Genomic DNA, 13,368 nt, shown 5'->3' with positions numbered 1-13,368 from the left:
GCTTGGGGCTATTCTAAGCGTAGCTGATAGCTCCAGAGCAATTGCAACGGACGGAACTGACTTTAATCAGTGCATATAACATTAAGATGTGAACGTTATTACTCGCGGGAGTGGGGATCCAACGGTCGCTATTGTTGGAGGGATCCATGGAGATGAACCTGCCGGAAAGCAGGTTGTTGACCGTATTGCCGATATGGACTTGGAGTTTGCAGGTACGGTAAAACTGGTCATTGCGAATGAACCTGCACTCGATGCTGGTGTTCGATATACTGACTGTGATCTCAACAGAGCGTTCCCCGGAGATCCCGACTCTGATCTATATGAAGAACGACTAGCCGTAGAAGTCTATGATGAACTTGAAGATGCACAGGCTGTCCTTGGCCTTCATACCAGCCATAGTCTTCCTCCGCCATTTACCATCTTTACGTCTCTCAATCCTGTAACCAGAAGAAGTATAACGGGAATGCCAGTTGACTATGCAGTTGATTCTTCGGGGCTGAGACAAACAACCCTTGACTCTGTCCACCCCGGTGCAATTAGTCTCGAAGCCGGCGTTCAAGGGAGCGAGGAGGCTGTCTCATTTGGTCTTTTAGCTGGACTGGCGTTTCTTCGTGCTCACCACGTTCTTGCCGATGCAGATCCTCTTTATACATCTGTACGCCGCATTAAAGCCCTTCATGAAATTAAGAAAGGGACTGGTGTTCCTCGATTGTATTATCGGAATTTCCAGCGTATCCCAGCAGGCGAACTATATGCAGAAGACGATGAAGTTTCCCACCGCGCACCCGACAACAATAAAGTGCTTGTGCTAGCGAGTGAACACGGTTATGAAGATATTTTCGGGGTTCTTGGTGAACCGGATGGAATTATTACTCCCGAAGAACATTGATGGGTTCTATTACCCAGCCCTTTGATAACGATTACCATGTGTTTGTCAACTATACTGGCAGATAATGATATCTTGTAAATGATGTTTTAATAAAGTGGGAAATAAATTGATATTATAGGATTATATCGGATTGTTGGTTAATATTTGCGCTGTGCACAACCGGTTTATCCATTAAGCGCCCAATATAGTTTGATGCGATGACAGACGGAGAACTTACTTCCACTGAAGAGGCAACGCTTGAGAAAATTGATGAACAAAATGTAGATTTCCTTCGACTCCAATTTACCGATATTCTCGGCACTGTTAAAAACGTCTCAATCCCTGCTGATCAGGCAGAGAAAGCGTTTACAGAAGGTATCTACTTTGATGGTTCATCAATTGAAGGGTTTGTCCGGATTCAGGAATCAGACATGCGTCTCGTTCCTGATCCAGAAACCTACTCGGTGCTGCCATGGCGCGAAACTGATAACGGATCTGCAGCGCGCATGGTCTGTGATGTATATAATACTTCTACTGGCGACCCGTTTACCGGTGATCCACGAACCGTACTAAAATCTGTTCTCGATGAAGCTGCAGAGATGGGCTATACGCTTAATGCTGGTCCAGAACCGGAATTCTTTGTCTTTGAGAACGATGAGAACGGACGTGCGACAACGACCACACATGATAGCGGCGGTTACTTCGACCTCGCTCCTAAGGATCTTGCGTCAGATCTTCGCCGAGAGATCATTTATAATCTCGGCGAGATGGGATTTGATGTTGAAGCGTCTCACCACGAAGTGGCTCGTGGACAGCATGAGATTGATTTCAAGTACGCTGACGGCCTGCAGACGGCCGACAACATTGCAACATTCCGATCGGTTGTCCGAGCAACGGCTGAGATGAACGACCTGCATGCCACCTTCATGCCTAAACCGATTGCTGGTATCAATGGATCTGGTATGCACACACACCTTTCGCTGTTTGAAAATGGTGACAATGCATTCTACGATGGTGATGATGAATATAACCTCTCCAGTACGGCATACAGCTTCCTCGCCGGAATTTTAGACCATGCTCCGGCAATCACTGCTGTCTGTAACCCGACAGTCAACTCATACAAGCGATTGGTTCCGGGGTACGAAGCCCCAATCTACGTTGCTTGGTCTGATACTAACCGATCTGCCCTTGTCCGCAAGCCTGCGGCACGTACTCCTGCGTCTAGTCGAATCGAACTCCGGTCACCAGACCCATCTGCAAATCCATATCTCGCACTTGCGGTTATGCTCAAAGCTGGGCTTGACGGTATCAAGCGCGATCTTGAGTGCCCTGCTCCTGTTCGTGAGAACATCTATGAGTTTGATGAAGAGAAACGAGAGGAGTACGGAATCGAGACACTCCCTCCAAACCTCGGAGCAGCGGTTGATGCTCTCAAGAGTGATGAAGTTATTCAAGACGCCCTTGGAGAACACGTCTGTGAGAAGTTTGTTGAAGCCAAAAGCGCCGAGTACAGTGAATACATTGCAGAAGTCTCTGAGTGGGAACTCGACCAGTATCTCGAAAAATTCTAGCCCGCCGTGCTCAGCCGCTGCCATCTGGTATAAATAGCGATAATATCTCTGGTATACATTTTGAAGACAAGCAGTCTCTCACCTATAAAATAATTTTACATATCCTTTTGATTGGGTGCACAATGGTTTTGTCTGTCCGTAATACTTCTTATGTTGCCATCTTAATAATCAACATATGGACGAATCAGACTGTATCTTCTGCCAGATCGTTGACGGAGAAATCCCAAGCCATACCGTTTACGAGGATGATGCTGTGATGGCATTTCTTGATGCTAACCCGCTTGCTGAAGGACACACACTCATTATTCCAAAAGACCACTATTCAACTATGGATGAGATGCCGGATGCGGTTGGAGCAGCGATTGGACGTGCATTGACACAACTTGCTCCGGTCGTCGAAAATAGTGTTGGTGCTAATGCCTCGACAATCGGGATCAATAATGGTGAGGATGCCGGCCAGGAAATCCCCCATGTCCACGCTCATGTAATCCCGCGAACCCCTGATGACCATGGTGGGTCAATTCATTCTATCTTTGGTGGCACTCCTGAAATCGGGGATGATGAACTAACTGAGCTTGCACAGGATATAGAAACACGCATCTAAACTATCTCTGCGTCTGATCCAGCAACACTTGCTTTTCTATCCGATCATAACTGCTCTCAACGAACCCAGCGTGATTTTTCTGCTTCACAGAAATTTCAAGGCGGATGCCACGGGGCTTGACTCCGAGGCAGTTGACAAGAATAGCAGGCACAGTGCCTAAGCTTGGCTCCAGAGCGGTCCATCGCCAATATGACTCGTTATCAATATTTATTTCGCTATATTAAGATATGCAAAATATGGAAACTGCTGCCTTTACCGGTGTTGTCGGTGGCGTTGGAACAACTCGGGTTGCAATCGAAACTGCTGGCGTACTTGCAGCACAAGGGCACGCAGCGGCTGTTCTTGATGTTAATTTCTCGACTCAAGGACTTGCAGGGTATGTTGATGCGCCACTCGAAGCAGATATGATGGATGCCCTGATCGATCCATCGTGTACAAAAGAGGGTATCTGCACTATCGAAAAACCGGTCGACGGAAAACTTGGAGTAATCCCTGCTTTTGGACCACTGTCTAAAATTGCTGAAGCCAGTAAAACAGAACACGCACAACAACTAGATGCCGTTATCGAACAGATGCCCCCTGAGTATGATTTCATTATTATCGATACTCCACCAGTCGCGACTAATCCATCTCTTGCTGGTATAACTGCAGCCGATGACATTGTGGCCATAACCCAGGATACTCAACGGGGTATTGACGGCTTGCGTCGAATGCATGAACGACTATCTGACATTGATGTTGACGTTGATAAACAAATTATAACATTCACTGATAACTCTTCATTTATTGATAATCCTACTGCGGCTATTCCAGAATTACCACCTACGGACCCAAATTCGGTTCCAGTCACTATACATGGTACACACTCATCAGAATTTAGTTCAGTCGCAGAAGCGGTTTTTCCAAGTGTCAGTGATTGACATCCTCCCCGGATGAAGTTGTGGATTTTCGTCTCGCTACCGCTGTAAATTCCTGAATAAAACTATGCTCTGAATTTCATACGATTTGATCTACCAACCACCGTTGTGTAAATCATCGACAGTGCTCATTGTCTCCTGCAGTAGCTCCTTTTTCTCAATAGATGCATTTGAGCCAGCAGTTAGTGTTGGTTCAATAGCTTCCGCTGCCCCCTCAAGTGGCTCATGCGTTTCTATGTAAACTGTTAGTTGAAATTCTGTTTCTGACGCGCCTGTTAATTCTCTTGCAGTGCTCCGACCGACCTCTGCATGAAGCCAATCGCGTACAATTTCTCTAGATTGTGGCGTCAGGGGGCAGATACCTTCGATGCCAAGTAAATGCAGTGTTTTGGCAACCGTGATCGTTGGGATCCCAACGTTCATTCCGATTTTATCAAGAGCACTTCCACTGGCGTGTTCTTGTACTATTGAAGCTGCTTTTTCCACATTACACGGGAGCTCATCAGCAAATGGTGCCAACCGATCTGTAAGATTGCGTTCTGTTTTATCAACGGTTGCAACACCTTTGTCTTGCTGTTTTTCAGTTATCTCAAGTCCTGATGCAATATCTTGTAGTGCCATCCCGTTTCCCTCATTGGATTTCATCCGTGATAACGGATAATAATAACGATCCTGTCGGAAGTCATCTCCAGATAATTTCGCCGGTTTTTTGACAAATCTCAATATTACTGGCGAGACTTGCACCATTCGGGACGCTTTTTCAACTAAGTGGTGTGTTACAAATATGACCGAAAGGCCAGATGTTGACGAATTGACCCCGCCAGACAGAACACTAATGGGTCCCGGCCCAAGTGATGTTCACCCTCGAGTTCTTCAAGCGATGAGTACGCCTCTGGTGGGGCATCTGGATCCATCATTCATTGAGATAATGGATGATGTCCAAGATCTTCTGCGATACACTTTTCAGACCGACAATCAATGGACGATTCCAGTTTCAGGTACCGGATCTGCAGCCATGGAGACCGCAGTTGGTAATCTTGTAGAGCCAGACGACAATGTCCTCCTCCGAACATCGGCGTACTGGGGCGACCGGATGGCTCAGATGGCTCGTCGTGTCGGAGGTAATGTTGTTGATCTTGATGTGTCTCCACATGCGCCAGTTGATCCCGAAGACGTCAAAGATTCCTTTGCACAGAATGATATTGACGTATTTGGCTTCTGTCATGCCGATACGACAACTGGCATCCGACAGACAAATGTACCAGAACTAACCGCTATTGCCCGAGATCATGATGCATACACAATCATGGATTGTGTGACTTCACTAGGCGGTGTTGAGGTCCAAGTTGACGAGTGGGGTGTCGATGCTGCCTACTCAGCGAATCAAAAATGTCTCTCTTCGCCTCCGGGCACTAGCCCACTAACGATGAGTGACCGAGCAATGGAGAAAGTGCTTAACCGTGATAGCCCTACGAAGTCGTGGTATCTTGACCTCTCCCTCCTCGAAGGATACTGGGGTAGTGATCGGTCCTACCACCATACTGCTCCGATCACAAATGTGTATGCCCTCTATGAAGCACTACGACTTGTTGCTGAAGAAGGAATAGAGAATCGCTGGGAACGACACAGAAATGTTGCAGGCAAACTCAAAGCTGGTCTTCAAGACTTAGGTCTTGAAATGTTTGCTGAAGATGAACATTGGCTTCACTCGCTTAACGCTGTGAAGGTGCCTGACGGCGTTGATGACAAAGAAGTCATCGCATACCTGCTTGAAGAGTATGACTTAGAGATTGCCTCTGGTCTTGGTGCCCTTGATGGCGATATTTGGCGTATTGGCTGTATGGGTTACTCTGCCAGAGAGAAAAATGTCGAATACGTGCTTTCCTGTCTTTCGGATGCTCTCGAACAGCAGGGATATGATGTCAATTCCTCTGAGACAGCAAATGTCTCACCAATGAGCAACTAATAACCATATCTGGTTATTGTGTCCCACTTTCTGTGCCAACAGGTCTGACACAGTAGCGACTTGCGACCGATTCTCATTTATCTCTTGGGCAAGACAAATACAGGTATGAGCAGGTTCGAGGATGTCTCCGACCAGTACGATCCCAATGCTGTTGAATCTGAGATGTTTGAGTACTGGGAGGAAACCGATGCATATGAGCGGACAGTAGATCACCGTGAGGGTAATGAGTCCTTCTTCTTCGTTGATGGTCCTCCATACACTTCTGGGGCTGCGCATATGGGGACAGCATGGAATAAGACGCTCAAAGATGCAATTCTTCGGTACCACCGGATGCAGGGCTACGATGTGACTGATCGCCCCGGCTACGACATGCATGGGCTTCCAATTGAGACAAAAGTAGAGGAGAAACTAGGATTTGAGAACAAGAAAGATATCGAAGATTTTGGCATGGAAAATTTCATCGAGGAATGTAATTCATTTGCGCACGAACAACTCGATGGTCTTCAGTCCGATTTCCAATCTCTTGGCGTCTGGATGGACTGGGATAACCCATATAAAACAGTTTCCCCTGAATACATGGAAGCAGCATGGTGGGGATTCGAAAAGGCTCATGAACGTGGCCTCGTCGAACAAGGTAAACGTTCGATAAACCAGTGCCCTCGTTGTGAGACTGCAATCGCAAATAACGAGGTTGAATACCATGAAGTCGAAAAACCATCAATCTACGTCAAGTTCTCACTTCGTAACCGGGAAGGAAGTCTTGTAATCTGGACGACAACCCCATGGACGATCATTGCGAACACCTTTGTGGCTGCTGATGGCGATCTTTCGTATGTCGGTGTCGACGCAGTCAAAGATGGTCATACTGAGCGCCTGTACATGGCAGAAGCCTGCGTTGAAGATGTTCTCAAGCGTGGTCGCTACGAGGATTATGAGGTAGTTGAAGAATACTCAGGTGAAGAACTTGTTGGCTGGGAGTACGAACATCCACTTGACGAATATATATCAGATCCTGTAACCGGTGACGATGTTCATCAGGTTTACACAGCTGACTATGTTGAAGCAGACCGGACCGGACTCGTACACAGTGCCCCCGGACACGGTGAAGAAGACTTCGATCGTGGCCAAGAGCTTAATCTTCCTGTTTTCTGTCCTGTTACCGGTGACGGTACATTCGCCGATGAAGCTGGCCAGTACAGTGGCACATTTATCCGCGATGCCAATAGCACCATAATTGATGATCTCAATACGACAGGGCATCTTCTGGCCAGCGAAGATGGACATACTGTTCGTGAGGGGCAATGCTGGCGCTGTGATACAGACATTGTTCGTCTTGTCACTGATCAGTGGTTTATTACAATTACTGATATCAAAGACGAGCTAATTGAGAATCTCAAAGAAAGCAAGTGGTACCCACAAGAAGCTCGTGACAATCGGTTCCTCAACTTCGTCCAAGATTCGCCAGACTGGAACGTGTCTCGACAGCGGTACTGGGGGATTCCAATTCCAATCTGGATTCCGGACGACTGGAGTGGAAACATGGATGATGCTATCGTAATTGGCACTCGTGATGAGTTAGCTGATCGGGCAGACCAAGATATCGATCCAGAACAGGTTGACCTTCACCGTCCTACTGTTGATGATATTACGATAACGGAAGACGGAACAACATATCGACGTGTTCAAGATGTATTTGATGTCTGGCTTGACTCGGGAGCTGCCTCTTGGGGTACATTAGATTATCCATCTAATACTGAAGATTTTGAGGAGTTATGGCCCGCAGACTTTATTCTTGAAGCACACGATCAGACACGTGGTTGGTTCTGGTCACAGCTCGGTATGGCTTCCGCGGCACTGGGAGAAGTCCCATACAATGAAGTGCTGATGCATGGTTGGGCGCTTGACAAAGATGGCCGGAAAATGTCAAAGTCACTTGGTAATGTTGTCACGCCACAGGAAGCAATTGACAGACATGGAACTGACCCAATGCGTGCATTTGTCCTTTCAGTTAATCCGCACGGAGAAGACATGCGGTTCGCTTGGGAAGAGCTTGAGAATACACAGCGGGATCTGAACATTCTCTGGAATGTGTTCCGGTTTCCACTCCCGTACATGGAACTAGATGATTTCGATCCAGCAACTGCTGATCCCGACGCTGTCTCTGATTCCTTGCGAACAATTGATCAGTGGCTCCTTTCTCGCTTGCAAACTGTTATTCAGACAACGTCTGAATTCTGGGATGAACTGCGCCTCGATCGCGCCTTTGAGACTATCATGGACTTCGTTATTGAGGATCTGTCTCGGTTCTATGTTCAGGCCGTTCGAGAACGCATGTGGCGTGAGGAAGATGATCCAGAGAAGCTTGCAGCCTATCATACTCTCACATACACGCTTCGTGAAGTTGTCAAATTGTTAGCTCCATATACGCCGTTACTTTCAGAGAAGATTTATCAAACGCTCACCGTTGAAGCTGGTCATCCAACTGTTCATATGTGCGATTGGCCCACCTCGGTAGAAGAGTGGCAAGACAAAACACTTGAACGCGATATTGAGATTATCAGAGCAACTGAAGAAGCAGGGTCAAACGCGCGACAGCAAGCCGATCGAAAACTACGATGGCCTGTTCGGTCAGTTATCATTGCACCAGATAACCAGCGTGTTTACGAGGCAATCGATACCCATCAAGAACTATTATCTGACCGTCTCAACACTCGCAACATCATGCTGCTGACGCCTGATGAGGAGTGGGGCCGGCTGTCGTATAGCGCTCAGGCAGATATGAGTGAACTTGGACCTGCATTTGGCGGACGTGCTGGTGAAGTGATGAACGCTTTGAATGAAGCTCGAATTGATGAACCTAGCCTCGATGTACTATCCGAACAACTCCATGAATCCGGCGTACTTGACTCTGAAGATGACTTGACCGAAGAGATGGTCGAATTTGTCCGTGAGACGCCAGACAGTGTTAGCGGTGCGACAATCGACGAAACTGGAAACACACTTGGTGTAATCTACGTTGACGCAGCTCTTAGTGATGAGATTGAAGCAGAAGGATATGCTCGTGAAGTTATTCGTCGTATTCAGGAGATGCGGAAAGAACTCGAATTAGACATTGAGGAGAATATCCATCTTGAATACTCAATTGGCGATGATCGCATTTCTGAATTGGTCGCACAGCACGAAGGCTTGATCATGGAAGAAGTCCGTGCTGCCGACATTACCACCGTAGATAGTGGCCTTCGTCGTGAATGGGATATCGAAGACATCTCGGCTGAGATCGCGATTGCATCTACTGAGTAGTTGCTTTTATCCCCTTAGTGGTTGTTGAAAATACAACAAATAATCCACTATCTGACATGTAATTATATCTGGGAGGGCTTGTTGCGCGTTCTGAACTGAATAAAAAATCACCTACAACTGTTCGCCAAAATACTGCTAGGCCAACTTTTCTGCAAGCACCGGTGCAACAGACACCGCGCTTTCTGGTTGCTCAATTGTATCTGTTGCGTAAATCTCTGTTGCGCCTGCCTTTGATAACTTCAGACGCGCATTCTGTGCTAACAACGGATGCACACACGTAACAAACACATTCCGAGCCCCATCGGTCTGTAGTGTTTCAATCGCTTCGCTCATTGTTGTCCCTGTTGCAATGATATCGTCGACGATGACGATATCTCGACCATCAACATTAATCTCGTCTCCTGATATTTCGACTTCATTTCCTGAATGCCGAATCTTATCGAATGATTTGACAGTACCTGTCCCGTATTCATTTCTGACTGCCTCTGCTAAGTCAGTCGCTCCGGCATCCGGAGCCAATATCACTGGATCAAGTAGATCATCTGGCAGTGGCTCTGCTAGCTGTTTTGCCCCGTCTACCGAGACTGCTGTTGGAGTGAAGAACTCACAGGTAGCTTTTTCATGCGGCGTAACCACAAACACTTGGTCCGTTTCGACACTGATTGCATTAGCCATAGCCCGGGCACTGACGGACTCACCAGATTTAAACGCCTTATCTTGACGTCCATATCCCATATACGGAATTACGGTTGTAATCTTCTCCGCTCCAGCCTCTCGAGCGGCGTCTTGTAATTGTAATAGTTCGATATGTGCATCTGATGTAATTGTTGACCCAACGATTACCACCTCCTCAGAGACCGCATCATCGATTTTCACGTACAATTCTCCGTCCGGAAATCGATCATACTCGACTACTGCCAGTGGCCGGTCTAGCTCTGTCGCCAGCCGACTGGCGAGCGACTGTGATACGGATCCGCTGATGATCATATCTAATGCAATGTGTTGGGGGCTAAATCCCCTTTCGATGCTGTCGGAACGGATATGTGCCCGCATCCAGAATCATTATCCATGGACGTTTTCGGGTCAAGCGGGGTGCGCGGTGTTGTAAATGAGGGCATGACTCCGGACTTTGTAATGCAAATTGCACAGGCGGCTGGCACCGTCTGGGATACGTCTCGCGTTGCTATTGCTCATGACACACGCACGTCTGGTTCGATGCTTACTGACGCAGCTACCAGCGGTCTGGCTAGTATTGGTATTGATGTTGACCGGCTCGGCACGGTACCTACACCGGCAGCCCAACAGTACGCTGAAGATCAAGGTATTCCAGTCGTAATTGTCACCGCCTCACATAACCCACCGCAATTTAATGGAATTAAACTCATCGGCTCAGATGGCATCGGCCTTCCAATCAATCAACTTGAACAAATTGAGCAAGTGCTTATCGAAGAAGCATTTGATACTGTATCTTGGAAGCACATAGGACAATGTCGTACTGTCAATTCTATTACTGATAAATACATCCATGCTGTATGCAATTCTGTCAATGCAGAACGTATTGCTGCTGCTGATCTAACAGTTGCTTTAGACCCTGGCCACGGAGCTGGTTGCCTCACCAGTCCGAACTTACTTCGTGCTCTTGATTGCAATGTAATTACTGTCAATGCACATCCAGACGGCCGATTTCCTGGTCGGGAACCGGAACCAGTACCAGCTCATTTAAGTGACCTTTGTCGTCTTGTAAAACAAACAGACGCTGATATTGGTATTGCTCATGACGGTGATGCTGACCGAGCTGTGTTTGTTGATGAAACAGGGTCGCCAATTGATGGTAGTACTTCCCTTGCGGCCCTTGCTGCTGCTGAACTCTCTTCTGATGACACAATAGTTTCAGCAGTAAACGTCTCTCAGCGGGTTGTTGACGCTGTCTCTGATGTTGGAGCATCGCTTGAACTTACTCCAATTGGTGCAACACATCTCGTCCAACGCATACGTGAACTCCGGTCTAGTGGTGTTTCCGTGCCTATTGCTGGCGAAGGAAATGGTGGTGTCATGTATCCTCCATATCGGACAGCACGTGATGGTGCCTATACTGCTGCCCGGTTCTTAGAACTTATCACAGAAACTCCTGCAAGTGAGATTGCAGAACGATACAGTGGCTACGCAACAGTTCGACGCAATCTTACATATTCTGACGACAGTGATCGTGAGCAAATGTTGCAACGCGCCAAAGAATGGGCTCGTGCACAAGACGGAGACCTTGATATGAAAGATGGACATCGCGTTGATTTTGGCGACTCATGGGTGCTTGTTCGTCCGAGTGGTACTGAGCCGCTTATTCGTGCCTATGCTGAAGCACAAACTGAACAGCGAGCAAATCAACTACTTGACTCTGTAACCGCTGTTATGCAGGCTGATGCATGACATCGTCAGGACAGAAGCCCATACCTTGGGGGATTGTGAATCGGTTACGAAGATCAGTCACGATGGAATATCAATTTGAAGGATCCGGAGCCGATTCAAGTTCTGCCTTGAGGTCCTGTAATAAATCACGCTGCCGTTGCAATTCTTGTTGGATCGTCCCATCTTTGAGTTGTCGCCGGTCCTCCTCATCTAATTCAAAGGTAGCCTTAGCTGCGTTTCGGATTCGATCATACTCAGACCGATTAGCCGTCATTTCTTTGATTTCCCGCAATGCAGCAATTGCTTCTTCTGATAAGAGTGATCCAAGTGCTGACCGAAGTTCACGGACTCGAAATGCCAACTTATCGGCTTCGTCTGGCGGCCAGTCAAGCAATGCAGGGTCTGCATTTAATCCTTTTAGATATGTTCGATTTGTTGCAATATGTCGCTTAAATTCCCGAGGATCTGTAACATAATGTGATAACTTCGAATTTGAATAATCAGCATATTCAAGCAATTTTGACACCGACAACTCCCGTATTTCAGGCTTTCTTAAATAAGATCGTAAATCCTTAGGAGGCAACTTAAATGGCACAAGTGGATAATACCGAGTTCGTTCAACCACTCGAAGAAGCTTTTCTACTGGCTGATTACGCCGTATCTCAGTGAATGCCTCCGTAACCGCTGAATTGTATATCTCGATTGGACCTTTGAGCTGTTCAATTGGAGCATCAAAATCAGCCTCCCCAAGCTCAATTTTTTGCTCAAGTCTACTGATTTCTTCCTGCGTTTCAGTGATCTGCCCCTCTACCCTGTTTCTTGCCTCAATAAGTTTGTTACGGGTGGTTTCACGTTGCTCTAATCGTGCTGCAAGCTGCTTCACAGGTTTTAGATGCTCATGTGCTTGCTCAAAGTCATTCTCGCTTAATCGTCGCTTATCAATCGTGTCAAATGCCCTTTCAAATGCCTGTCGTCTGGGAAAATCATCATCTAGGTTCGAGACAAATGACTCAAATTTTGTTTTGAACTCAGCATAACTAACGTACTCCCTTATGCCTGTATCGGTCGCTTCATCACGATATTTTAACAGTAACTTTCTGACCGTTTCATATCGCTCTTCAACCGTTCTCAGCTGCTCCTCTCCATACTCATTGACCGCTTGTGTGGCTTCTATATATTCTGTTACTGCTTGTTCCAGCTCTGCTAAGGCAGACTCTGGTGTCTCACTCATAAACTTCCTCTGGATCAAAGACTTTCTCCCCAACTACCTCGCCATCAATTGTACGATAAAAACAAGATTGATATCCTGTGTGACACGCTCCCCCTTTCTGATCAACTAAATATAGAATTGCATCTCCGTCACAATCAACACGAATTTCTTGTACATTCTGTGTGTGGCCACTGGTTGCACCTTTTTCCCAGATCTCTTCTCTACTACGTGAGTAATAGTGCGCACGTCCTGTTTCCTTTGTCCTCGCAACTGCTTCCGGCGTTACAAATGCTAGCATAAGTATCTCCTTCGTTTCTGCATCTTGTGCGATGGCTGGTATTCGACCAGTCTCTCCGAAATCAAGATTGGGGTCAAATGTATTCTCCATACTATTAGCTACATTCTCAGTAGACATGGATTTTGTCCAATTTCTTTTGTAGAGTCCTCCCGTCACAGACGATTTGACTTTCAAGATGACCGTTTACTCTACCTAATATAGTGTTCTCGCTAGGGAATCATTCCGGAGTCG

Annotated in this window: 11 protein-coding genes; 7 read left to right on the top strand and 4 right to left on the bottom strand. The window is 46.9% G+C overall.

Going from position 1 to position 13,368, the window contains the following annotated elements; all coding sequences use genetic code 11:
• Nucleotides 1-88: 88 nt before the first annotated feature.
• The 4 genes from K0C01_RS04445 to K0C01_RS04430 all read left to right on the top strand — a co-directional run bounded on the left by K0C01_RS04445 (nt 89) and on the right by K0C01_RS04430 (nt 3,963).
• Nucleotides 89-889, top strand: coding sequence for a M14 family metallopeptidase (locus K0C01_RS04445; RefSeq protein ID WP_221170832.1), 801 nt, complete (start codon nt 89-91; stop codon nt 887-889).
• A gap of 197 nt (nt 890-1,086) precedes the next feature.
• Nucleotides 1,087-2,439, top strand: coding sequence for a type I glutamate--ammonia ligase (glnA, locus tag K0C01_RS04440; protein WP_221170831.1), 1,353 nt, complete (start codon nt 1,087-1,089; stop codon nt 2,437-2,439).
• A gap of 175 nt (nt 2,440-2,614) precedes the next feature.
• Nucleotides 2,615-3,043 (top strand): HIT family protein, encoded by a 429-nt coding sequence (locus K0C01_RS04435; RefSeq protein ID WP_221170830.1) that lies wholly within the window; start codon nt 2,615-2,617, stop codon nt 3,041-3,043.
• Nucleotides 3,044-3,279: 236 nt separating this feature from the next.
• Nucleotides 3,280-3,963: a ParA family protein gene (locus K0C01_RS04430; protein WP_221170829.1), complete on the top strand. Its 684-nt coding sequence runs from the start codon at nt 3,280-3,282 to the stop codon at nt 3,961-3,963.
• A 90-nt stretch (nt 3,964-4,053) separates the two neighbouring features.
• On the opposite strand, the gene K0C01_RS04425 is transcribed toward K0C01_RS04430, so the two are convergent.
• Complete coding sequence (locus K0C01_RS04425) at nt 4,054-4,605, bottom strand: DUF7858 family protein (RefSeq protein ID WP_221170828.1); 552 nt, start codon at nt 4,603-4,605, stop codon at nt 4,054-4,056.
• 139 nt (nt 4,606-4,744) lie between these two features.
• Between K0C01_RS04425 and K0C01_RS04420 the strand changes: the two genes are divergently transcribed.
• Nucleotides 4,745-5,926 carry a pyridoxal-phosphate-dependent aminotransferase family protein gene (locus K0C01_RS04420; RefSeq protein WP_221170827.1) on the top strand — a complete coding sequence of 394 codons (1,182 nt, stop codon included), beginning with the start codon at nt 4,745-4,747 and terminating at the stop codon, nt 5,924-5,926.
• 105 nt (nt 5,927-6,031) lie between these two features.
• Nucleotides 6,032-9,226 (top strand): isoleucine--tRNA ligase, encoded by a 3,195-nt coding sequence (ileS, locus tag K0C01_RS04415; RefSeq protein WP_221170826.1) that lies wholly within the window; start codon nt 6,032-6,034, stop codon nt 9,224-9,226.
• 135 nt (nt 9,227-9,361) lie between these two features.
• Here ileS and K0C01_RS04410 read toward each other — a convergent pair whose 3' ends face one another.
• Nucleotides 9,362-10,213, bottom strand: coding sequence for a ribose-phosphate diphosphokinase (locus K0C01_RS04410; RefSeq protein WP_221170825.1), 852 nt, complete (start codon nt 10,211-10,213; stop codon nt 9,362-9,364).
• 81 nt (nt 10,214-10,294) lie between these two features.
• On the opposite strand from K0C01_RS04410, the gene glmM reads away from it, so the two are divergent.
• A complete protein-coding gene (gene glmM, locus K0C01_RS04405; protein ID WP_221170824.1) occupies nt 10,295-11,650 on the top strand; it encodes a phosphoglucosamine mutase in 1,356 nt (451 codons plus the stop codon).
• Nucleotides 11,651-11,720: 70 nt separating this feature from the next.
• On the opposite strand, the gene K0C01_RS04400 is transcribed toward glmM, so the two are convergent.
• Together K0C01_RS04400 and hisI are read right to left on the bottom strand one after the other, a co-directional pair.
• Complete coding sequence (locus tag K0C01_RS04400; protein ID WP_221170823.1) at nt 11,721-12,860, bottom strand: DUF7118 family protein; 1,140 nt, start codon at nt 12,858-12,860, stop codon at nt 11,721-11,723.
• Nucleotides 12,853-13,254, bottom strand: a complete 402-nt coding sequence (gene hisI / locus K0C01_RS04395) for a phosphoribosyl-AMP cyclohydrolase (RefSeq protein ID WP_397541147.1) — start codon at nt 13,252-13,254, stop codon at nt 12,853-12,855. Before hisI ends, K0C01_RS04400 begins: the two co-directional genes overlap by 8 nt.
• Nucleotides 13,255-13,368 lie beyond the last annotated feature (114 nt).

It is taken from the genome of Salinarchaeum sp. IM2453, assembly GCF_019693215.1.
Classification (GTDB): domain Archaea; phylum Halobacteriota; class Halobacteria; order Halobacteriales; family Salinarchaeaceae; genus IM2453.
Note: the sequence above shows the minus strand (reverse complement) of the source record. Positions and strands in the feature narration are given on the sequence as shown.